Origin of the sequence: Constantimarinum furrinae (assembly GCF_014295415.1) — a bacterium.
GTDB lineage: Bacteria > Bacteroidota > Bacteroidia > Flavobacteriales > Flavobacteriaceae > Constantimarinum > Constantimarinum furrinae.
Window position 1 is genome coordinate 2,559,231 of the sequence record NZ_CP052909.1, and the last position, 22,736, is coordinate 2,581,966.

Genomic DNA, 22,736 nt, shown 5'->3' on the forward strand with positions numbered 1-22,736 from the left:
AAAAAATCCCGCCTGTAAGCGGGATTCTAAAGTAGTAAAAAATTAGATAATTTCTATTGCTTTCTAAAGGAAGTCACACCAAATTTACGAGCCTCTGCTTTGGCTTCGGGAGCCCACTGACGAATATTGTTGATTCTGGTGTTGCTCGATGGGTGTGTACTTAAAAACTCCGGGGGTGCTCCTCCGGCCTGTTGTTTCATTCGCTCCCATAACTCTGCAGCTACAATAGGATCATATCCGGCCATTGCCATAAGGGTTAATCCAATTCTATCTGCCTCGGTTTCATGGTTTCTGCTAAAAGGAAGCATTACTCCTACTGTGGTACCCAAACCGTATGCCTGATTAAAGATCGCCTGGTTTTCCGGGTCATTACCCAATGCCACATTTCCGGCTACAGCCCCAAGCGTTTGTAACTGTGCGGCGCTCATACGCTGCTGACCGTGATTCGCAAGAGCGTGTGCTACCTCGTGCCCCATAATAGCAGCGACTCCTGCCTCATTCTTTGCAATGGGCATGATACCGGTATAAAACACAATCTTACCCCCGGGCATACACCATGCATTAACAGCAGGGTCTTCTACCAAATTGTATTCCCACTGATAATCCTTTAAATATCCCGCAAATCCATTCGCGGTTAGATATCGTTCTGCCGCTGCAGCAATTTTTTGACCAACATTATTTACCATCCTGGCATCTGCTGTTCCTCGCACCACCTTGTTCTCTTTCAAAAACTGCTGATATTGCTGAAAAGCCATGGGTAAGATCTGCGAATTTGGCACCAAGGCCAAAGTCTGTTTCCCTGTAAAAGGATTGGTTGTTGTACAGGCAACCATAAATACAAGTACAGCAAGGACGGAGAGTATTTTTTTCATTTTCATAGTAGTTGGATTTAATTTCTCAATAAAATTAGATATATATTTTCTTAATACCCTTAAAATATTTATAAATGAATCCACCTTCGAGGGTCTTTTCGTTAAACAATTCAAAAAGTAAGCCAAAAAAATGTTTAAGTGTCTTAATTTCGGAAGTTCAACTTTCTTTTGAAGATGGAACAACTTTTGCTATGAACTAAAAAAACAATACGATATTATGAAACAACTACTCTTATTTTTAGCGTTATCCACCACCGTCTTTTTTGTATCTTGTGAAGGTGACCCGGGACCTCCTGGTGAGCCCGGTATCAATATCCTTGGACAGGTATTTGAAGTTACTGTGGACTTCACTCCCGGAAACAATTTTAGCCAATTGGTGAACTTTCCTTCCAATGTTGAGGTTTTTGAAAGTGATGCAGTTTTAGTCTATTTGCTCGAAGATGTCGTTCCCGGAAATAACGGAAGCATCGATGTATGGAGTCAATTACCACAAACCTTCTTCGTAGATCAGGGAACTTTGGTTTACAATTTCGACCATACCTTTTTAGATGTTCGGTTGTTCTTGGACGGAAATTTCGATCTGTCCACGTTAGGTTCGGCCTTCACCAACGACCAAACATTTCGAATTGCCGTGGTTCCTTCTGAATTTGCCAACAGTGAATTGAGCATGGAGGAATTATTAAAATCTATGCAAATCGAAAATACTGAAATTCAAACCATTTCAAACTAAACTATGAAGTACCTAATCACGGTGTTTATTGGATTATTGCTTATAAGCTGTAATTCGGCGGCACAGGATAAGAAAGCACAGAAGGAATTCCCCATCACCAAAACTGAAGCCGAATGGAAAGCCCAGCTCAGCGATGAAGAATATTATGTATTGCGGGAAGCCGGAACCGAACGTCCTTTTTCAAGTGAGCTCAATAAAATTTTTGAGCCGGGAACTTATGTTTGCGCAGCTTGTAAGACCCCGCTTTTTAAGGGGGAACATAAATTCGACAGTGGTACGGGTTGGCCTAGTTTCGACCGGGAAATTGAAGGAAATGTCGATTTTTCTACAGATTACAACCTAGGCTATGGACGAACCGAAGAGCATTGTGCGGTATGTGGAGGGCATCTGGGACACGTTTTCGATGATGGCCCCCGTGAAACTACGGGAAAGCGGCATTGTATTAATGGTGCAGCACTTGATTTTATACCGGCAAAAAAGAAAACTTCGAATTGACAATGGCAGACAAAAAATATTCCATTCAAAAATCGGAGGCCGAATGGTTAGAAGAACTTGGGGAAGCCCGCTACAAGATCCTTCGAGAAAAAGGTACAGAACGGCCATTTACCGGAGCTTACAATTTAAATTTTGAAGAAGGCACTTATGCATGTGGTGCCTGTAATACACCCTTATTCAAAAGTGACAGCAAATTTGATAGTGGCTGTGGGTGGCCATCTTTCGATGAAGCCATAGAAGGAAGTGTAGAATACATTCAGGATAGATCCTTAGGCATGATGCGCACAGAAATTCTATGCGCTACTTGTGGCAGTCATTTGGGACATGTGTTTAACGATGGCCCCACAAAGACGGGGCAGCGGTATTGTGTTAACTCACTCTCAGTAGATTTCACCAAGGACAAATAACATTTGATTTCATACCCTATTTAGCACCAGATTTCAATTTGAGATATCTTTTTGAATTTGGTGCTTCTTTTTTGGTACGTACGTAATTCATTTTGTAATTTCGTAGTCTTAAATTCTGAAAAAATGAGCAAATACGATATTATAGTTTTAGGAAGTGGTCCCGGTGGCTATGTAACGGCTATCAGAGCCTCACAATTGGGTTTTAAAACCGCTATCATAGAAAAAGAAAGTCTTGGAGGTGTCTGTCTTAATTGGGGATGTATCCCAACAAAGGCTTTACTGAAAAGTGCTCAGGTTTTCGAATATTTAAAGCATGCCGAAGACTATGGACTTACCGTTAAAGATGCAGGCAGTGACTTCGGAAAAGTTATAGAACGCAGTCGTGGCGTTGCCGATGGAATGAGTAAAGGGGTTCAGTTTTTAATGAAGAAGAACAAGATCGATGTGATCAATGGCTTCGGAAAATTAAAACCCGGTAAAAAAGTAGATGTAGACGGAAAGGAATACAGTGCAGACCATATTGTCATTGCAACCGGTGCCCGGTCTAGAGAACTACCTAATCTGAAGCAAGATGGGAAAAAAGTGATAGGATACAGAGAAGCGATGTCGCTAAAAAGTATGCCGAAGTCTATGATCGTTGTTGGTAGTGGCGCCATTGGAGTGGAGTTTGCTCATTTTTATAACAGCATGGGAACTGAAGTGACCATAGTTGAATTCCTTCCTAATCTTGTTCCACTAGAGGACGAAGAAGTTTCAAAACAATTTGAAAGATCCTTTAAAAAGGCCGGAATTAAAGTTATGACCAATTCTTCTGTTGAAAAGCTTGATACTTCAGGAAAAACAGTAAAAGCGACTGTAAAGACTCAAAAAGGCGAAGAAACATTGGAAGCAGAGATCGTACTTTCTGCTGTTGGTATTTCCTCTAATTTAGAAAATATAGGATTGGAGGATGTCGGTATAGTTGTAGATCGTGATAAGATCATGGTTAACGATTGGTACCAAACCAATATTCCCGGATATTATGCCATAGGTGATGTAGTTCCGGGTCCGGCATTAGCACATGTTGCATCTGCTGAAGGTATTACCTGTGTGGAAAAGATTGCCGGAATGCACGTAGAAGCTATCGACTACGGCAATATCCCGGGCTGCACATATGCTACTCCCGAGATTGCCAGTGTGGGCATGACAGAAAAACAAGCCAAAGAGGCGGGTTATGAACTTAAAATAGGAAAGTTCCCGTTTTCTGCCAGTGGGAAAGCCAGCGCAGCAGGAACGAAGGATGGCTTCGTAAAAGTGATCTTTGACGCCAAGTACGGCGAGTGGTTAGGTTGCCATATGATTGGTGCAGGTGTTACCGATATGATCGCAGAAGCGGTTCTTGGAAGAAAACTTGAAACCACGGGACATGAGGTTTTAAAAGCTATACATCCACACCCAACCATGAGTGAGGCTGTGATGGAAGCTGTTGCAGATGCCTACGGTGAAGTTATTCATCTTTAAATAGTAAATAAATTGATCTTATAAATAGCGCTTCAGGTTTCTGAAGCGTTTTTATTTTCCAGTAGACTAACCAGAGCTAATTCGTAACTTTGGAGACCAAATCCTATGATCACACCGCTTGCTACAGGAGAGACAAAGGATTTATGACGAAAATCCTCTCTTGAGAAAGTGTTGGATATATGCACTTCAATAACAGGGGTAGTGATGGCTTTAACCGCATCTCCAATTCCTACAGATGTGTGAGTGTAAGCGGCAGCATTTAATATTATTCCATCATAAGAAAACCCAACTTCCTGGATCTTATCTATAAGTTCACCCTCAATATTCGATTGGAACGAACTCAATCGGACATTTGGATGTTTTTCAGAAAGGAGATTGTAAAATTCTTCAAATGAAAGATCACCATATACATCTGTCTCTCTTTTTCCGAGAAGATTTAAATTGGGACCATTTATAATGATGATTTTCATTCTTCAAATATAGATAATAAAAAAAGGCAAACTGAAGTCTGCCGTTTTACATTCTATCTTACCTATGTTAAAAATCGAACTGCACTCCAAGTCGTGCGTGGAAATAGCCGGTTTCTATCACAACGTATTTCATTTCAGTAAACAGACTTACATTATCAACCAAAACATATTTATATCCTCCTCCGAGGTTAATACCAAAATCGGTTTCCTTAAATTTCGTTTCTCCAAACACAAATCCACCAATGGAACTTCGGTCGGTGTAGGTAGATGAGAGATACTCTCCACCTGCGAGCAAATACAATTCATCAAAAACCTTATAATGGGCATTGAGATCTGCAGCAAACCAAGTTAGTTTATCTTCTTTAATTTCGTTAAGTGCTATGGTAACGTTGGTAGCAAGGCCCCATTTTTCATCGAAATGGTACAATATATCTGCACTATAACCCGCATTGTCTATTTCTGATAGATATCCTGCAGAAATACTTACTCCAAATCCTTGTGCATTGGAAAATTGAAATCCAAATAGCGCTATCATTAAAATTATTAGTTTTTTCATGGCATTCATTGAGTTTATATGCCCACAAAAATAGCTTTTTTAAAATAAAAAAACCGGAAGATTTCACTCCCGGTTAAAAAAATATTATTAACTGAAGGTTAATTAAAGAACCACCCTAGCGAAGCGCTGAAATTATAGTTTTTGGCATCAAATCCGTTTATTAAGTCAGAAAATCCCTTGTCGTATTGAAGATTTATGAATAGCCCCATAGGAAATTCATATTGTGCTCCCACTAATACCCCAATATTAGTGCTCTCGAAATTGGTAATATCGTCACCATCTACAGAAGCATGTATATTGATTCCTAACAATGGTCCGGCCTGAAGGCTTAAGTTTTCAACTACTTCATAATCTGCTTTTGCTTCAATAACTACATAATTAGCTTTAATATCAAATCCGCTGTCTCGCCAACCCTGAATGGAAATAGCCGCTACAGGCTGTATGGCAAATTTTTCTGAAACGGGTATGTCTACTACTGCTCCCCCTCTGAAGCCGGTTCTGCTTTCAGTGCCTTCTGTGTCATCACCACTAATTCCGGAAATATTGAGACCAAGACTAGCTCCAAAGCGGATGTCCCCCTGTGCGAATGCCGTTAGAGTGAATAGCGTAAACACGGTTAATAGGATTAATTTTTTCATAATATCTGTTTATGGTTATTACACTTTCATCGGCAAAAACAGATTATGTCATCAATAAAAAAAGCGGAAGTTTAGACTTCCGCTTTTGTATTTATATACGTAACTACCGGTTAGTTAAAGAACCAACCTACAGATAAACTAACTACAGAGTTCTTGGCATCTACTCCGTCAAAAACATCCGTAAATCCAATCATATAACGAGCCTGAAAGAAAAGTCCCATTGGCAACTTATACTGTGCACCAATACCGGTAGAAATATCGGTAGATTCTGCTTCAGTATCCTCAGTTTCTCCAAATCCTTCTTCTTCGCTGGTCACATTAATACCAATTTGAGGACCACCTTGCAGGCTTAATCCTTCAGCAATGGTAAAATCTGCCATAATTGGGATATTAATATAGTTCAATCTTCCGGTTACACTTTCACCTAGAATATCATATTCATAACCCTGTAAGGAATAAATTAATTCCGGCTGAACTGCAAACCACTCGTTAATTCCAATATTGACCACACCACCTACGTGAAAATTTGTACGGCCATTAAGATCTCCGGCATCTGCATCATCTCCATTCAAACTTGAAAAGTTAGCACCTGCCTTGGCACCAAATTGTACACCACCTTGAGCATTCATGGTCGAAAGACTAAAAATGGCAACTGCGGCTAATAAAAATAGTTTTTTCATAATATTTAAGTGTTTAGTTAATGGCGTAAAACTAGTAAAATAACTAATTGATACGCCGGTTTATATTAACATTTTAATGTAAAATAATCACAAAACCCTGATTTTCAACGATAAAATAGAACGATAAATCCGATTTTATGGATTATTTATATTCATTCTAAGAACATTAGTTTAGCATATATCTATAAGTTTTAAGGTTTATACACTAAAACTACAATTATTTAAGTATCAAGACTATAGTGCAATTGCCCTATTTCTCAACAGGGTTATTAACAAAAAAGACGGCAGTTTTGCCGTCTTTACAAGTCTCTACTCATGGTATTACAGGAACGAATATCCCAATGCCAAGGTTACCACGCTGTTCTTTCCTTTACCCATTTCCGGTACATCGGAGAGTCCAAACTGATATCTCCCGCTAACTCTTAAACCAAGTGGAATATCATATCCAATGCCCACTACACCGGCAATATCAAAATCGTTCGTAGCAATATCATCAATAACCTCGCCTACTACGGTTCTTGCTTCATCATTTACAATAACTCCAAATTGAGGCCCCAACTGAAGGTTAAGACCATTTTTCACATAATATTTTAACAAGATGGGTACATTCACATAATCCAGATTAAAATCTCCTAATTCAAATTCGGCACCTTGCTGTGAGTACAGTAATTCCCCCTGAATCCCGATATTATCGTTCAATTTTCCTCCTAAAAATACACCGGCAACAAAACCTGTTCGGTTCGAAAGTCCACTTGCGTCGGTTATGTTTGCGAAGTTAACACCGGCTTTAACCCCCAGATCAAGCCCTTGAGCGGAAACATTTCCGAATAGAAGAAGTGCAAAAATTCCTAAAATGATTTTTTTCATGTTTAATTTTTTTTATTAGACGAATATATTTTTAACCTTGTCATCTATTACAACTATCCAAAATATATCAAGTTGCATTTTAGATTCTAATGAACGAATATAGCATTATGAAATGGCAACAAACGCTAAAGGATTACCAAAATTATCTTAAAATTGAAAGAGGACTTTCAGACAACACGGTATATAACTACTCGCATGATATAAAAAAACTGATCGGTTGGTTGGATAAAAATGACATCCGGGTTTCTCCCGATCAAATTTCTGAAGAAGAAATTCAGCAGTTTATTTACACTATGGCGAAGCAAGTGAATCCCCGGACACAAAGCAGACTCATTTCCGGCTTAAGAGGATTTTTTAATTATTTGATCTTTGAGGAATACCGAAGTACCAATCCACTCGAACTCATTGAAAGCCCAAAACTTGGGAGAAAGCTTCCCGATACGCTAACACTGTCAGAAATCGACGATATTTTAGGTGTAATTGATCTTAGCGCACCACAGGGAGAGCGAAATCGCGCTATAATTGAAACGCTGTATGGCTGTGGATTACGGGTCTCGGAATTGATAGGTTTGCAGATATCCGACCTGTTTTTTGACGAAGGATTTATAAAAGTGACGGGCAAAGGTGATAAACAGCGATTTGTTCCTATTGGTAATGTCACCATGAAATTCATCGATATTTATCGGACAGAGATTCGGGTACATCAGGAAATACACCCCAGCGCTAAAGACATTTTATTCCTCAATAGGCGCGGAAAACCATTAACCAGAGCAATGATATTCACCATTGTGAAACAACTTACCGAAAAAGCGGGCATACGAAAAAATATTAGTCCGCATACGTTTCGACATTCCTTTGCCACCCACCTTCTGGAAAACGGAGCCGATCTACGGGCAATACAGCAAATGCTGGGACACGAAAGCATTACCACTACCGAGATCTATACCCATATAGACACAACCCATTTAACCCAAGTAATCAACCAGTACCATCCCCGGAAGGACCTCTAATTCTATAGGTTAAAAAAACGCTAAAGTATGCAAGCTCTTTTTTTTGCCATACTGCGTTTTGTAATTTGTGCTAAAAGAAAAAATCTATGAAATTATTAAAATTTAACAACGGCGATACTTTTCACGGGATTGGACTGGGTACTTGGAAGGCCACCGGAAATGAAGTGAAAAATGCGGTAAAAGAAGCCTTATATGCAGGGTATAGACACATTGACACCGCATCAGTCTACGGAAATGAAGAAACTATTGGGGAAGCCCTTTCAGAAGTATTTTCTGAAGGAAATATCTTTCGCGAAGATGTATTTATTACCTCTAAATTATGGAATGATGCTCATCGGGAAAGTGAAGTAATACCTGCACTTCAGGATTCCTTACAAAAATTGAAACTCGATTATCTCGATCTATACCTCGTGCATTGGCCGGTCGCTTTTAAACATGGAACTAATTTCCCAAAAACTCCTTCAGACTATCTTTCTTTGGAAGAGGTTCCTATTATTGAAACCTGGAAAAAGATGGAGGAAGCAAAAAATAACAGACTTGCGCGACATATTGGGGTTTCAAATTTCAGTAAACAGAAGTTAGCCGATTTACTTTCGAAGGCAACCCTCGCTCCCGAAATGAATCAGGTGGAGTTACATCCGCTACTTCAGCAAAAAGAGCTATTGAAGTATTGCAAGGATCACAATATTCTGCTTACCGCATATTCTCCATTAGGATCGGGAGACAGACAATCGCAGATGAAAGCTGATGATGAGCCAAGTCTAATGGAACTTCAGGAGATTGCTGAAATTGCCAAAAAACACAATAGAATTCCGGCACAGGTACTAATCGCGTGGCATTTACACAGAGGAACCGCCGTGATCCCTAAATCGACGACCAAGGAACATATAATCGCTAATTTTAAAGCAGCGGATATTGAGCTGGATAATGACGATATGTCGAAGATAGCCAGTCTGGACAAGAATTACCGTTTTATCACAGGAAAATTCTTTGAAGCTCCCGAAAAGGGGTATGAGAATATCTACGACGAATAGCGTTTCTATTTAGCAATATTAACGGCTCTGGTTTCTCGTATCACGGTCACTTTTACTTGTCCGGGGTAGGTCATATCGGTTTGAATCTTTTGTGAGATCTCGAAAGACAACTGCGCTGCTTTTTCGTCGCTCACCTTTTCACTTTCCACCATAACTCTAAGTTCACGTCCTGCCTGAATAGCATAGGCTTTGTTTACACCATTGAAACCAAAGGCGATATCCTCCAGGTCCTTAAGTCGCTGAATGTACGAATCCAGAACCTGTCGTCGGGCTCCGGGTCGCGCTCCGCTAATCGCGTCGCACACCTGTACTATAGGTGAAAGCAGGTTGGTCATTTCAATTTCGTCGTGATGAGCACCTATAGCGTTACATACATCGGGCTTTTCACCGTATTTTTCGGCCCACTGCATTCCCAATATAGCGTGAGGTACTTCTGTTTCAGTCTCAGGCACCTTACCTATATCATGCAGTAATCCAGCTCGTTTTGCCAATTTTGGGTTCAATCCTAATTCAGAAGCCATTACACCGCAAAGTCTTGCGACTTCTCGAGAGTGATGCAACAAATTTTGGCCGTATGAAGAACGATATTTCATTCTTCCAACAGCTTTTATGAGTTCGGGGTTGAGTCCGTGTATTCCAAGATCGATCACGGTTCGCTTTCCAACTTCAATGATCTCCTCTTCTATTTGCTTCGTAGTTTTCTTTACAACCTCCTCTATACGTGCGGGATGAATTCTACCATCGGTAACCAGCTTGTGGAGCGAAAGTCTCGCAATCTCTCTTCGCACCGAATCGAAACAGGAAAGGATTATGGCTTCCGGAGTATCGTCAACAATGATCTCAACACCGGTTGCGTTTTCAATGGCCCGAATGTTTCTTCCCTCTCGACCAATGATTCGGCCTTTCACATCATCGCTTTCGAGATTAAAAACCGAAACACAATTTTCTATAGCTTCTTCGGTACCTATTCGTTGAATGGTGTTAATAATGATCTTTTTTGCTTCCTGTTGGGCGGTAAGTTTAGCCTCTTCCATCGAAGATTGCACGAAAGCCATAGCGCCAGTTTTAGCTTCTTCCTTAAGACTTTCTATCAATTGTGCTTTGGCATCCTCGGCAGAAAGACTTGAAATTACTTCAAGCTGCTCGATCTGACTGCGATGTAGCTTTTCTACTTCCGATTGCTTCTTTTCAAGATAATTAAGCCGTTCGTCGTAATCTGCACTTTTCTTTTCTAGGGAACTGTTCAGTTTTGCGGTTTTGGCCAGTTCGCTGGAAATCTGAGATTCCTTATCCCGGATTCTCTTTTCAACTTCAGATATTTTCTTATCACGACTAAGGATCACCTTTTCGTGCTCCGATTTTAGCTCAATAAACTTTTCCTTTGCCTGAAGTATTTTATCTTTTTTTATTGATTCTGCTTCTGAATTGGCTTCTTTTATTATTGATGCGGCATTTTTTTTGGCCGACTTAATGAGTTGAGAGGCATTGTTTCTCTCAAAAAATTTAGCAATTAAAAATCCAACCGCTACTCCCGCTACCGAGGCTATAATGAGTGTAATTATGTTATCCATTTTGCTTAATTTATTGCATAAAAAAGCCTACATTAATAATTGCATTTTGAATAAACTCCTTAAAAACAAGTTTAGGGCTAACAAGCTGGTCAAGTATCCGCTCAAAGACGGCTCGCTTTTACAACTTTAACTCACCCTTTTTAAAGAATTCGTGTTGAGTTTACCAAAAAATAGTATTAATGTAGGCAGTAACCTTTTTTTATTTTAAAGAACGTTATGATAAGTGATCCTGCAATAAATCATTTAATGCATTCAATTTATCCTCCACAAATTGTGTATCAGATTCCTTATCAATTGATTTTTGCTCCACCTGGGCCGCAAATTGTAATGCACACATGGCTAATACATCCTGCTTATCCCTTACGGCGTAACTTTTCTCGAATCGCTTTATCATTTCCTCGATCTTCTTCGTGGCTTTTCTAAGGCCTTCCTCCTGCTCCGGATTTATCGTTAACGGATACACCCTGTCTGCGATCGATAGTTTTATTTTAAGCGGGTTCGACATGTTGTTTTATTCGGAAAGTTGGGTTATACACAGATCAATTTCCCGAACTAAAGCATTTATTTTGAGTTTTGTTTCTCGTTTATATTGGTCGCTGCCAAGCATTGAATTTGCCAACTTCAATGAGCTGCATTTTTCACGCAGTTCGTCAATCTCACTCTGAAATTGACCCTGCTCAACTTTCAATCGATCTAATTCTTCTTCTAATTTAAGATTGGACTGTTTCAGTTTTTCGTGACGATGAAGTAACTTACTTATCCTATTTTCAAGAGAATCAACAATTTCTGAAAGTTCGCTCATTAAAATTTATTTCAATACTCTCTTCACAAAGTTAACACACGGGAGTAAATAAGCCAACACTTTTCTATTATTTTTTGTATTATTGAATCCCGGTCACAATAAAAAGTGCGACTTCCCTTTATCTATAACGAATATTAATTTTTTGCAGTATGCGGCTTGTACTAGTATTTCTATTTTTCACGGGATTATCTTCCGCTCAAACCTCAGTTCCTCAGGATTATTTCAGCAATCCACTGGACATTCCATTGATCCTTTCAGGAAGTTTTGGCGAGTTGAGAAGTAATCACTTCCACAGTGGACTGGATATTAAAACCCAGCAAAAAGAAGGCATTCCCATTTATGCTCCTGCAGATGGGTATGTAAACCGAATTAAAGTTGCACATTATGGCTACGGAAAAGCCTTATATATTAAGCATCCTAACGGTTATTCCACGGTATATGCACACCTTCAGAAATATGCCGGCGCTATAGAAGAATACGTAAAACGGAATCAGTATTCAAAGGAAACCTTCGAAATTGAACTCTTTCCGGAGTCTTCCGAATTGGTAGTAAAAAAAGGTGAACTTATAGGTTACACAGGTAACAGTGGTAGTAGTGGCGGACCCCATTTACATTTTGAGATTAGAGACAGTGCTTCGAGACCTATGAATCCGTTGCTATTTGGAATTGATATCCCGGACACCAAGAAACCTTTGATCAATAGTGTGCATGTATATCCAATAGGGGAAGACGCTCATGTAAATCAGTCGCAGCTCCCCTTAAAACTTCGATTAACCAGACAGAAAGACGGCAACTATGTTTCAGAACAAATAAAAGCATGCGGAAAACTTGGTTTCGGAGTGTCGACGTATGACCAGCAAAATGGTGCATCTAACAAAAATGGGGTATACCGAATTAAATCCACCTTTAACGGCCAACCTAGTTTTGACGTGCTTTTTGAAAAATTTTCTTTCGATGAGACACGCTATCTCAATCGCTTTATTGATTACAATTATTATATGTCGAATAAAAGTCGGATTCAGAAGTTATTCAGAGAAAAAAACAATCCGCTCAGTATTATTAATGCTGAAAATGAATCCGGTTATACCACAGTTCTCAACGGTTTTACGTCTACCTATCACATTGAAGTAACCGATTTTAAAGGCAATAAAGTTGAAATTACCGTCCCAATTGAAGGGGTAAAGGAAGATATTCTTGAACCCAGACCTTTGGATACAACCCTCGATTTTGTTAAGGCTGAAGAAGCTACCTCTATCACCAAAGGTAAATTTAACATTTATATTCCTGCCGGTAGTCTTTATGAAGACGCTTATCTGGAAATTGAAGCAGTAGGTGATACGCTCAAATTTCATGATGACCTTGTTCCCATTCATAAGAACATTACCATCACTGTAGATGCCGAGAATTACAGACCTGAAGATCTCGACAGGCTTTATATTGGTCGCTTAAATTACCGCGGTGAACCCTATTACAACAGTACAAGCAGAAGTGGAAGCAAATTATCGACCCGAACAAGAACTTTTGGCACGTATACACTGGTAAGTGATAATACCGCTCCTTGGATCAAGCCGGTAAATTTTGATAATGACAAATGGATAAGCAGTAATAAGACTTTAAAAATAAAGATTGAAGATGACCTTAGCGGAATAAGTTCGTATAGAGCAACGGTTAACGGAAAGTTTATTCTAATGGAATATAATTATAAAACCGACGTTCTAACTTATGATTTTGATGATGCTGTAGTAAACGAAACTGAGAACAATTTGAAAGTAATTGTTGTAGATAATGTGGGAAATAGTGCTACATTTGAAGCAACATTTTTCAGAAAATAACCCTAAGTATAGCTTTTGAAAACTACATCTTTACCTTTACTTCTCCTCTTTTTATTATTGTCAACCGGTCTTCTGGCACAAAATGCCACAGTTAAGGGAGTAATACTCGACGAATCGAACCTACCTGTCCCGAGCGTAAATGTTACTTATGACGGCGGCGGAACCATTACAAATTTCGACGGTTATTTTATACTAGAAATTCCCGCCAATCAAGACGTTATTTTAACGTTTTCACATGTTGGGCATAGCAATATCCAACAAACTTTCAATATGAAACCCAATCAGGAATATGAGTTTAATCCTGTGATGAGAATTAGTGTTGAGCAAATTGGAACGATTACTATTACCGGCAGAAAACGCAGTCGGGTTGATGAAACAGGGGTGTTAACCATCGCTCCGGAAACCATCAGGACCCTACCCGGTGCTAATGCCGGAGTGGAGAACTTAATTAAGACGCTCCCAGGAGTTAGCGGGAACGATGAGCTAAGCACTCAATATGCAGTGCGTGGTGGAAATTACGATGAAAATCTGGTGTACGTAAACGAGATCGAGGTCTATCGACCATTTTTAATACGTAGCGGGCAGCAAGAGGGGTTAAGTTTTGTGAATAGTGACCTCACAAGATCTGTAGATTTCTCGGCTGGAGGATTTCAGGCAAAATACGGAGATAAATTATCTTCAGTTCTTGATATTGAGTATCGCCGACCGGTAAGTTTTGGAGCCACTGCCGATCTTAGCCTATTAGGCGCAAGTGCTTCGGTAGAGGGTATTTCGCCAAATGAGAGGTTACGCGGTATTGTTGGACTTCGATATCGGGATAACAGTCTTTTTGTAAATGCAAAGCAAACCGAAACAAATTTTCAGCCGCGTTTTGGAGATGCACAAACCTATCTCACTTATAAGTTTTCGAATAAATTCGAACTCGGTTTTTTGGGAAATATTTCTGTAAACCAATATGATTATGAGCCATTAACACGACAAACCAATTTTGGAACTCTAGCCAATCCGGTAGCCTTACTTGTGTTTTATGAAGGACAAGAAAAAGACCGTTACAATACTTATTTCGGTGCTTTAAAAGGAACGTATGTGGTTAACGATCAATTCACTACAAAATTTATCGCTTCGCTGTATCAGACTACAGAGCAGGAATACTTCGATATCTTGGCACAATACCGTTTAGGTGAAGTAAACACCAATATAGGAGATGAAAATCTTGGAGAAGTCGAGTTTACTGAAGGGATAGGATCTCAATTAACGCACGCACGAAATGATCTGGATGCCTTGATCATAAATGCAGAACACAAAGGAATCTATAAACTGAAGTCAGAAGAAGTAGATCCCAATGCTGCAGTTATAGAATACGGAATAAAATATACGCGGGAAGATATTCGCGACCGGGTACAGGAATACGAGATCATCGATTCGGCCGGATTTTCCATTCGACCGCCCCTATCCGATTTTGCTAATGATCAGCCGTACAATCCTTTTACATCACCCATTGTTCCTTATACCGATATTAGGGCAACAAATAATGTCCAGATCGATCGTTTCTCAGGTTATGCTCAATGGAGTAAAAAGAGCAATCTTGGTAATAGCGATCTCTGGCTAAATGCAGGAGTACGTGCACATAACTGGACTGTTAGCGGTGATGGTATTGAAAGCACCTCGCAAACCACCATTAGTCCGAGAGGGCAAGTATCATTAAAACCCGATTGGGAAATGGATATGCTATTCAGGCTTTCTGGAGGGTTATATCACCAACCACCGTTCTACAGGGAGTTAAGAGATTCTACCGGCGCCGTACGTCCTGGGGTAAAAGCACAACAATCGGTCCATATAGTACTTGGGAACGACTATAGCTTTGATCTTTGGGGCCGACCGTTTACATTAAACAGTGAATTGTATTACAAGCATCTTACTGATGTTAACCCGTACACATTGGAAAATGTTAGAATTAGATATCGGGCCCGTAATAACGCGGTCGCATACGCCTATGGACTCGATCTGCGACTGGCAGGAGAGTTTGTTCCCGGAACAGAAAGTTGGGTGAGTTTCGGCTATCTTAAAACCGAAGAAAATATAGAAGACAGAGGTTATATATTCAGGCCAACGGATCAACGGCTGAAGTTTGGGGTGTTGTTTCAGGACTACGTAAAAGTTATCCCCGATCTTAAAATGTATCTGAACCTTGTTTATAACACCGGATTACCCGGGGGATCACCAAGCTATGCAGATCCCTACGATTTTCAAACCCGATTGCCCGATTATAAAAGGGCCGATCTTGGGGTATCGTACGTAATAGTAAACAGCGATAAATTGAGTGACAGCGGACTTCTGAAACCATTTGAGGAACTCACCATTGGTGCTGAGATCTTTAATATCTTCGACGTAAGAAACTCGATCACAAATACCTTTGTGAGAGATGTGTATACTAAGGTTCAGTATTCAATACCAAATTTTCTTACCCCTAGAGTCTATAATGTACGGGTAACTATGAAGTTTTAAGAATTGATAAAATCCTTAAGTACCGCGACTACATAATCAACCTCATCTTTGGTATTAAAGCTGCAGAACGAGAACCGAATGGAGGGTTTTTGCATATCTTCTTCGGAAAGTATTTCACTTAGAACATGCGATCCTTTGTTACTTCCGCTCTGACAGGCACTGCCTTTAGAGCAGGCAATACCCTTTAGATCCAACTGAAACAATAACATCATTGCCTTTTCGGGAGAAATAGGAAGACAAACATTTAACAAAGTATACGTGCTTTTTACGTTATCATCACAATTTCCATTGAATTTCACCCCGGGGATGTGTTCGATCAATTGCGTTTTAAAATAATCTTTTAGATCAGTAATATAAGCTTTCTCCTTTTCCAGGTTCTGATAGGAGATCTTCAGGGCTTCGGCCATACCTGCGATAGCGTATACAGCTTCGGTTCCTGCTCGCATCCCACGTTCCTGTTCTCCACCAAAAATTAACGGTTTTAGACCGGTATTTTTTCGTATAAAAGCAAATCCGGCACCTTTTGGTCCGTGAAATTTATGTGCTGCGACAGCGGCAAAATCTACAGGAATTTCAGAAAAATCAACATCAAAATGGCCTATAGATTGTACGGTATCACTATGAAACAAGGCATCGTGAGCTTTGCATAGGTCGGCAACACGTTTGATATCGAGTATATTCCCTATTTCGTTATTCACATGCATTAGACATACCAGAGTCTTATGTGTTTTGTCATCTAATAATTTAGTGAGATGCTCATAATCGATTGTTCCACAATCATCAAGATTAACATATTCGGCAACAATGCCGTATTTCTCTTCTAATTGCGCAATAGTATACAGGACTGCGTGATGCTCAATTTTACTTGAAATAATTCTAGTCACTCCAAGGTCCCGGACGCAACTGTTTAATACTAAATTATCTGCTTCAGTTCCTCCGGATGTAAATATAATTTCGGAGGCAGATACTTTTAAATAAGCAGCGATCTCTTTCCTTGCATTTTCAAGTAATGATTTAGATGACCTACCATAAGAGTGGGTAGATGAGGGGTTTCCAAATTCTGTCTTAAGAACTTCGGTAATGCACCGAATAACCTCACTGCGAAGCTGCGTTGTGGCAGCACTATCGAAATAGACTTTTTTCATATGTTGCAAAAATACAGATTAAATTATATTTGATACCCTACCAATTATAAAGAAATGTGTTACTTTGTAATCCCTGAGAAATTCTATATGAAAAAAGCACTTTTCTTACTTATGGCTATAGCCTTTTTTGGAGCTTGTGATGATGGCGACATCATCCTCACTTCCTTCGATTTCGATGACGAAAGTCTTGAGTTTTGCAGTGGTGCTGACGGCTATGTGTTTTTCAAAATAAATGCTACAACTTCTGAAAGTATTTCACTACAGATAGGAACGACAAACAACTTGTTTCTTGAGAACGACACTATAATTACCGTGTTGGACGGTTCTACACATTTTGTTAACTACAGGCGTTATACCTCAAGTCCTACTAATAGTTATTTCTGCAGCAACATACCTCCTACCAATCCCGAAGTAACGGTAGATTATCTTGGAGAATCAGGAATAGCTACACTTTTCGTAACTACGCTTTTAAACGATAATGATCTGGTGGATTTTGAAGATAGCGAAAACGAAATGGAAGAAGGTTTTGGTGACCTGGATATGGATGGAATTCCGAATTACTACGATTTCGATGACGATGGTGATAATGTACCTACCAGTGTTGAAGTAGGGATTGATCCATCATCCCCAAAGGATACCGACGGTGACGGAATCTTCGATTACCTGGACACAGATGATGATGGTGATGGGGTGCTCACTCGATACGAGGACAGAAACATGGATCTTGACCCCACCAATGACACTACCGGAAATTCAGGTCCGGATTACCTCAATCCGGCTGTGGCAGATGAGACAATTGTCGATGAATACAGAGAACACTCTTATAATCTGGTAAGTTCTATAGCGTTGATACTTTCTAATATTGTGCTTTCGAACGGAAATGAAGAAATAAGTCAGGAATCTTTAGACATGGGTGAAAAGCAGAATGTATTGGACACTACAATTCTGGTAACGCCTGAATTTTAATGTTCTGAAGGAGATGTATTCTGAAAAATATATACTTCGGTGGCGCCTCTTCCATATTTTTGAAGATCGGCATCGTAATATTTTAATTGGTCATATCTTCTAAACAGATATTCCAATTCTTCACGAAGTACGCCTTGTCCTATCCCGTGTATAAAAACAACGCGCTGAATACGTTTTTTAATTGCAAAATCCAATTGCCTTTTTGCAGTATCGATTTGAATGTTGAGCATATCGAAATTACTGAGATTTCGATCATCCTTAACTAGTTGATGAATATGGAGATCAACTACCATTGGCGGGAGATTTCGCTCCTTAGGTTTTACTCTTTTTACCTTTTTTGGTCTTTTTTCCACTTTTTCGGCCATATTCTTCAAAAGATCTTTTGAAAAATTTTTATCCGCTTCAAGAGCTTTTGGAATCACTACCAACTCATTTTTAGGGTATTGGAGCTCAAAATCGTCATTTGTTTTAATGGTAACATTATTTTCTGAAACACCAGTAATGATACCCGATACAGCATCATCAACGACTTCTACGCGATCTCCAATTTTCATATAAACTATTAATTATTAGGAAAATTCCTTCGTTTTATTGTAAATTTGTAGGATAATTTGTAAGTATACTTTAGCTAAAATTGTATGATTTTCATGCAATTAGCTATAATAATTCAAAATAATTTTTAAATTTACCTATTATAATTAAAGCTAATTCCCCAAAGGTTGGCTAAAACAAAGATCAAAAATATGAAAAACCTACTACTTTCTGCTATGTTGATAACTTCGGTTAGCTCTATAGCTCAGCTTTACGTTACCCCCAACGGCGCTACAGATTCGTATGTTTATGTTAATGACGAAGTTTTATTCGTTGAACAGGACGTGAATCTGGTTGAAAACAACGCCGGCACGACTCGAGCAAGTATCTATTTGCGAAACCAATCGCAATTAATTCAAGGAAGTACTTCTTCTGCGAATTCAGGTACCGGGTATATTTCAATTATGCAAAATGCCCCGGCGGATGACGCCTGGGATTATTCCTTCTGGTCATCTCCTGTTGGAAATCAGGCATTGGGCGCGAGTGGAAATGAAAATTTTGGGATCTTACGTATTCACGACTCATTGAGCGTGACAAATTCAATTGCAGCTACAACCACCGCTGCTCACAACGGAACGGTTTCACCTATGCGTATTTCACGCAGATGGCTCTATAAGCATCCTGCAGGTGTTAACAACTGGCAATCCATTAATAACAATTATATTGTAGATCCAGGGCTAGGGTTTACTATGAAAGGTCTTGGTACAACAAATCACAATCAGATCTATGATTTCCGTGGAAGACCCAATAATGGAGATATCACTGTTGCGGTAATAAATAATGCACATACATTGTCCGGTAATCCATACCCTTCAGCATTAGACCTGAATCGGGTTTTTTATGAACCTGGAAATAATGAGATAAATGAATTCTGGTTCTGGGATGAAGATAGAACTATTAATTCTCATCTTTTTGTTGCAAACAAAGGAGGTTATGGCACTTGGGTTCCGGGAGCAAGTGATCCTAATGGAACAAACCCAGGGACATATGTTCCTGCTGTGTTCCTTAATTATGACGCAGGTGGTAACCCATCTGGAGGAAGTACTGGAACCGGAAATTCCTATCAAAGAAGATTCTCACCTGTAGGACAGGGGTTTATGATCTATGCCGATGGTACAGGAGATATCACATTCAGAAATAGCCATAGACGATATATAATTGAAGGAGCTGCTAATAATTCACAGTACAGAAATCCGGTCACCGGTGATCCTGTTACAGGAATAAATACACAACCATCTATAAGACCGGCAGATAACCGACTTCCGCATTATAGAATTAATACGATCTTCGGAGAGTCACATACGCGTCAGTTGGTATTGGCATTTTCTCCGGAATCTACCGATGGATTCGATCGTGGATATGACGGGCGTAGTCCGGCAGATGCAACTTCAGATGCTTTTTTCCCTGTTACTTTTAATTCTGAAATCAAGCCGTTTGTCATTAATACCGTACCATTTGAAGTTTCAAAGGTGATTCCGTTGACTGTTAAAATAGCGAACGAATTTACTAAATTAGAGGTTATAGCGGTTGAAAGAATTAACACCAATCAAAGAGCCTATTTGCTTGATGCAGCTACCAACTTAAGACAAAGAATTACTGAAGGTTATTCTGCAGATGTGAATTTAGATCCGGGTGTTTATGAGAACCGTTTTTATATCGTGTTCACAAACGGATCTGATATATCTGCAAGTGCGGAACCAGATCAACAAACGTTAATTCGTGAATCTATCATTGAAAATGTAGATGTTTTCCAGAATAATCCGGCTACACAGCTTGAGATTAGCAACCCAGAGGGATATACATTAAAAGATGCAAGCGTTTACGATATGGCCGGGAAGCTGGTTATTCATGAGAAGAATCTGGGAGACAGCAGTAGATATGCTTTCTCTACAGCGAATCTTAGTGACGGTATCTATTTGGTAAAATTGACAACCAAAGAAGACGTAGTAGTGGACTATAAAGTAACAGTTCATAATAAAAGATAATCCTTTATGCTTATAGAGGGTCTCGAAGATTACATGCTTCAATGCACCAATAAGAGAATCTTCGGGATAGAATGTTTAGGCTGTGGCATCCAACGTGCCACAGTCTTACTTTTAAGAGGTGAGTTTGCCGCGGCCTTTAAAATGTATCCTGCCATCTATACACTCATTGTACTTGTCGCGTTTGTTATTTTTAATCTTTTTGTGAAGTTTAAAAATGACTTCAGAATAAAAATGGGATTGCTTTTTTTGAACGTAATCATCATTATAGTGAGTTATGTGATAAAAATGAACAAATTCATTTAAAGACAAAAAAAATCATTTCCATAGTAAGTTCCGATTATTTCTACTAAATTTAACTTGTTAATCAACTAAATACAAATCAATTATGGAAAAACAAAAACTACCAAATTCAACCCTTATCTTGGTTTTCGGGATCATATCGATAGTTACCTGCTGTTGCTATGGGCTCGGACTGGTATTCGGTATCATTGCAATGGTAATGTCTAAAAAGGCCAATGCACTGTATTTGGCTAATCCGGAACAATATAGTGGCTATCAAAATGTAAAAACCGGTAAAATACTTTCTATCATAGGGATCATTCTAAGTGTGATTTATCTCGGATATGTGATTTTCCTTTTCGCTACATTAGGTATGGATGGTGTTATGAATATGAATGAAGAATTCATGCGGGAATACGGTATGTAATTTCTAATTAATATAATTAACGAAAAACGTCCGCATTTTGCGGACGTTTTTTATTTAGATCATTTTACTTCTATTTATCCCTCAAATTCCTTTAAGGTTTCGGTAATAATAGAAACACATTCCAATAGTTGTTCCCTGTTCATTACCAAGGGCGGAGCGAATCGAATGATATTACCATGTGTAGGCTTGGCCAATAGTCCGTTATCCCTCAGACGTAAGCAGATATTCCAGGCGGTTTCACTTTCCTCACTATCGTTAATGACAATAGCATTTAAGAGGCCCTTACCTCTCACTAAGCTACAAATTGAACTGGTTTCTATATAGTTTGAAATTTCCTTTCTGAAAAGTTCACCCAATTCCTGTGCATTTTGAGCAAGCTTCTCATCTTTTATTACCTCTAATGCCGCCATAGCTACAGCAGCAGCAACCGGATTTCCTCCAAAAGTAGAACCGTGGTTTCCGGGTTTAATAACTTCCATTACCGCATCGTTCGCTAAAACGGCCGAAACAGGATATGCACCACCACTTAAGGCTTTTCCGAGAATCAAAACATCAGGTTTTACATTTTCATGGTCTACAGCCAGTAGTTTACCGGTTCGGGCGATACCCGTCTGTACTTCATCAGCAATAAATAATACATTGTGTTTCTCACATAATTCTTTGGCTTGTCTCAAATATCCTTCAGAAGGAACATATACCCCTGCTTCACCCTGAATAGGTTCAACTAAGAAGCCCGCAACATTAGGATTATTCTCTAAAGTTTCTTTTAAAGCATTCAAATTATCGTATTCAATCTTGATGAAACCCTGCGTATAGGGGCCAAAATTCTTTCGAGCAACCGGATCATTTGAAAATGAAATAATGGTCGTTGTCCTTCCGTGGAAATTATTTTCACATACTACAATTTCCGCATCATTTTCAGAAATCCCTTTCTTCTCATATGCCCATTTTCTACAAAGTTTTAATGCGGTTTCTACAGCTTCTGCACCTGTATTCATTGGAAGCAATTTATCGAAACCAAAATACTCACATGCGTACTTTTCATATTTCCCCAGCATATCATTATAAAAAGCTCTTGATGTTAACGTAAGTGTTTCGGCCTGCTCACGCATAGCTTTAACGATTCGCGGATGACAATGCCCCTGATTTACCGCAGAGTAGGCCGAAAGAAAGTCAAAATATTTTTTTCCTTCAACATCCCACACATAAACTCCTTCTCCTCTACGTAATACCACCGGAAGAGGATGATAGTTATGCGCTCCGTATTTATTTTCCAGATCGATCGCTTGTTGCGATGACGTTTGCTCTAAAACTGCCATTTCAATAAAATTTAAAAAGTGAATAAAACTAAATTCCTTCTGTACCTTTATTTCT

Annotated in this window: 24 protein-coding genes and 1 other RNA gene; 12 read left to right on the plus strand and 13 right to left on the minus strand. The window is 39.3% G+C overall.

The features are described from left to right. Positions 1-53 precede the first annotated feature (53 nt). Positions 54-878 carry a M48 family metallopeptidase gene (locus ALE3EI_RS11775; protein ID WP_394367132.1) on the minus strand — a complete coding sequence of 275 codons (825 nt, stop codon included), beginning with the start codon at positions 876-878 and terminating at the stop codon, positions 54-56. Positions 879-1,089: 211 nt separating this feature from the next. Between ALE3EI_RS11775 and ALE3EI_RS11780 the strand changes: the two genes are divergently transcribed. The 4 genes from ALE3EI_RS11780 (at position 1,090) to lpdA (ending at position 4,004) form a co-directional block, all read left to right on the plus strand. Beyond that, positions 1,090-1,602 (plus strand): collagen-like protein, encoded by a 513-nt coding sequence (locus tag ALE3EI_RS11780; RefSeq protein WP_186988901.1) that lies wholly within the window; start codon positions 1,090-1,092, stop codon positions 1,600-1,602. A gap of 3 nt (positions 1,603-1,605) precedes the next feature. Then, positions 1,606-2,097, plus strand: a complete 492-nt coding sequence (msrB, locus tag ALE3EI_RS11785) for a peptide-methionine (R)-S-oxide reductase MsrB (protein WP_186988903.1) — start codon at positions 1,606-1,608, stop codon at positions 2,095-2,097. 2 nt (positions 2,098-2,099) lie between these two features. Continuing rightward, on the plus strand, positions 2,100-2,504 hold the full coding sequence (msrB, locus tag ALE3EI_RS11790; RefSeq protein ID WP_186988905.1) for a peptide-methionine (R)-S-oxide reductase MsrB: 405 nt from the start codon (positions 2,100-2,102) through the stop codon (positions 2,502-2,504). 123 nt (positions 2,505-2,627) lie between these two features. Then, positions 2,628-4,004 (plus strand): dihydrolipoyl dehydrogenase, encoded by a 1,377-nt coding sequence (gene lpdA / locus ALE3EI_RS11795; RefSeq protein ID WP_186988907.1) that lies wholly within the window; start codon positions 2,628-2,630, stop codon positions 4,002-4,004. A gap of 32 nt (positions 4,005-4,036) precedes the next feature. Here the strand turns inward: lpdA and aroQ are convergent, their stop codons facing one another. The 5 genes from aroQ to ALE3EI_RS11820 form a co-directional block, all read right to left on the minus strand. After that, positions 4,037-4,474: a type II 3-dehydroquinate dehydratase gene (aroQ, locus tag ALE3EI_RS11800; RefSeq protein WP_186988909.1), complete on the minus strand. Its 438-nt coding sequence runs from the start codon at positions 4,472-4,474 to the stop codon at positions 4,037-4,039. Between the two features lie 67 nt (positions 4,475-4,541). Further along, positions 4,542-5,030, minus strand: coding sequence for an outer membrane protein (locus ALE3EI_RS11805; protein WP_186988911.1), 489 nt, complete (start codon positions 5,028-5,030; stop codon positions 4,542-4,544). A gap of 98 nt (positions 5,031-5,128) precedes the next feature. Further along, positions 5,129-5,668: a porin family protein gene (locus tag ALE3EI_RS11810; RefSeq protein WP_186988913.1), complete on the minus strand. Its 540-nt coding sequence runs from the start codon at positions 5,666-5,668 to the stop codon at positions 5,129-5,131. A 110-nt stretch (positions 5,669-5,778) separates the two neighbouring features. Next, the gene (locus tag ALE3EI_RS11815) at positions 5,779-6,348 is read right to left on the minus strand and encodes a porin family protein (protein ID WP_186988915.1); all 570 of its coding nucleotides are present in this window, start codon (positions 6,346-6,348) and stop codon (positions 5,779-5,781) included. A gap of 321 nt (positions 6,349-6,669) precedes the next feature. Further along, entirely contained in the window at positions 6,670-7,215 is a 546-nt protein-coding gene (locus ALE3EI_RS11820) for a porin family protein (RefSeq protein WP_186988917.1), read from the minus strand. A gap of 107 nt (positions 7,216-7,322) precedes the next feature. On the opposite strand from ALE3EI_RS11820, the gene xerD reads away from it, so the two are divergent. Both xerD and ALE3EI_RS11830 read left to right on the plus strand, forming a co-directional pair. Beyond that, positions 7,323-8,225, plus strand: coding sequence for a site-specific tyrosine recombinase XerD (gene xerD / locus ALE3EI_RS11825; RefSeq protein ID WP_186992367.1), 903 nt, complete (start codon positions 7,323-7,325; stop codon positions 8,223-8,225). An 86-nt stretch (positions 8,226-8,311) separates the two neighbouring features. Next, a complete protein-coding gene (locus ALE3EI_RS11830; RefSeq protein ID WP_186988919.1) occupies positions 8,312-9,259 on the plus strand; it encodes an aldo/keto reductase in 948 nt (315 codons plus the stop codon). Positions 9,260-9,264: 5 nt separating this feature from the next. On the opposite strand, the gene rny is transcribed toward ALE3EI_RS11830, so the two are convergent. From rny to ALE3EI_RS11850, 4 genes are all read right to left on the minus strand, one after another. Next, positions 9,265-10,830 carry a ribonuclease Y gene (rny, locus tag ALE3EI_RS11835; protein ID WP_186988920.1) on the minus strand — a complete coding sequence of 522 codons (1,566 nt, stop codon included), beginning with the start codon at positions 10,828-10,830 and terminating at the stop codon, positions 9,265-9,267. A gap of 52 nt (positions 10,831-10,882) precedes the next feature. Beyond that, a non-coding RNA gene (gene ssrS, locus ALE3EI_RS11840) (6S RNA) lies at positions 10,883-10,990 on the minus strand. A gap of 54 nt (positions 10,991-11,044) precedes the next feature. Then, positions 11,045-11,335, minus strand: coding sequence for a cell division protein ZapA (locus tag ALE3EI_RS11845; RefSeq protein WP_186988922.1), 291 nt, complete (start codon positions 11,333-11,335; stop codon positions 11,045-11,047). Between the two features lie 6 nt (positions 11,336-11,341). After that, positions 11,342-11,632 carry a hypothetical protein gene (locus ALE3EI_RS11850; RefSeq protein WP_186988924.1) on the minus strand — a complete coding sequence of 97 codons (291 nt, stop codon included), beginning with the start codon at positions 11,630-11,632 and terminating at the stop codon, positions 11,342-11,344. A gap of 149 nt (positions 11,633-11,781) precedes the next feature. Here ALE3EI_RS11850 and ALE3EI_RS11855 point away from each other — a divergent pair, with 149 nt between their 5' ends. After that, positions 11,782-13,464 (plus strand): M23 family metallopeptidase, encoded by a 1,683-nt coding sequence (locus ALE3EI_RS11855; RefSeq protein ID WP_186988926.1) that lies wholly within the window; start codon positions 11,782-11,784, stop codon positions 13,462-13,464. Positions 13,465-13,479: 15 nt separating this feature from the next. Further along, positions 13,480-15,969: a TonB-dependent receptor plug domain-containing protein gene (locus ALE3EI_RS11860; protein WP_186988928.1), complete on the plus strand. Its 2,490-nt coding sequence runs from the start codon at positions 13,480-13,482 to the stop codon at positions 15,967-15,969. Here ALE3EI_RS11860 and ALE3EI_RS11865 read toward each other — a convergent pair. Next, a complete protein-coding gene (locus ALE3EI_RS11865) occupies positions 15,966-17,114 on the minus strand; it encodes a cysteine desulfurase family protein (protein WP_186988930.1) in 1,149 nt (382 codons plus the stop codon). The two genes, ALE3EI_RS11860 and ALE3EI_RS11865, sit on opposite strands and share 4 nt — an antisense overlap. A gap of 87 nt (positions 17,115-17,201) precedes the next feature. On the opposite strand from ALE3EI_RS11865, the gene ALE3EI_RS11870 reads away from it, so the two are divergent. Further along, positions 17,202-18,080, plus strand: a complete 879-nt coding sequence (locus ALE3EI_RS11870) for a hypothetical protein (RefSeq protein WP_186988932.1) — start codon at positions 17,202-17,204, stop codon at positions 18,078-18,080. Here ALE3EI_RS11870 and ALE3EI_RS11875 read toward each other — a convergent pair. Continuing rightward, entirely contained in the window at positions 18,077-18,634 is a 558-nt protein-coding gene (locus ALE3EI_RS11875) for a Smr/MutS family protein (protein ID WP_186988934.1), read from the minus strand. The genes ALE3EI_RS11870 and ALE3EI_RS11875 overlap by 4 nt on opposite strands. A gap of 189 nt (positions 18,635-18,823) precedes the next feature. Here ALE3EI_RS11875 and ALE3EI_RS11880 point away from each other — a divergent pair, with 189 nt between their 5' ends. The 3 genes from ALE3EI_RS11880 to ALE3EI_RS11890 all read left to right on the plus strand — a co-directional run bounded on the left by ALE3EI_RS11880 (position 18,824) and on the right by ALE3EI_RS11890 (position 21,362). Then, on the plus strand, positions 18,824-20,656 hold the full coding sequence (locus ALE3EI_RS11880; protein ID WP_186988936.1) for a T9SS type A sorting domain-containing protein: 1,833 nt from the start codon (positions 18,824-18,826) through the stop codon (positions 20,654-20,656). Between the two features lie 6 nt (positions 20,657-20,662). Further along, complete coding sequence (locus ALE3EI_RS11885) at positions 20,663-20,959, plus strand: DUF2752 domain-containing protein (protein ID WP_233279965.1); 297 nt, start codon at positions 20,663-20,665, stop codon at positions 20,957-20,959. 82 nt (positions 20,960-21,041) lie between these two features. Next, positions 21,042-21,362, plus strand: a complete 321-nt coding sequence (locus ALE3EI_RS11890) for a CCC motif membrane protein (protein ID WP_186988938.1) — start codon at positions 21,042-21,044, stop codon at positions 21,360-21,362. Positions 21,363-21,436: 74 nt separating this feature from the next. Here the strand turns inward: ALE3EI_RS11890 and rocD are convergent, their stop codons facing one another. Continuing rightward, positions 21,437-22,681, minus strand: coding sequence for an ornithine--oxo-acid transaminase (gene rocD, locus ALE3EI_RS11895; protein WP_186988940.1), 1,245 nt, complete (start codon positions 22,679-22,681; stop codon positions 21,437-21,439). Positions 22,682-22,736 lie beyond the last annotated feature (55 nt).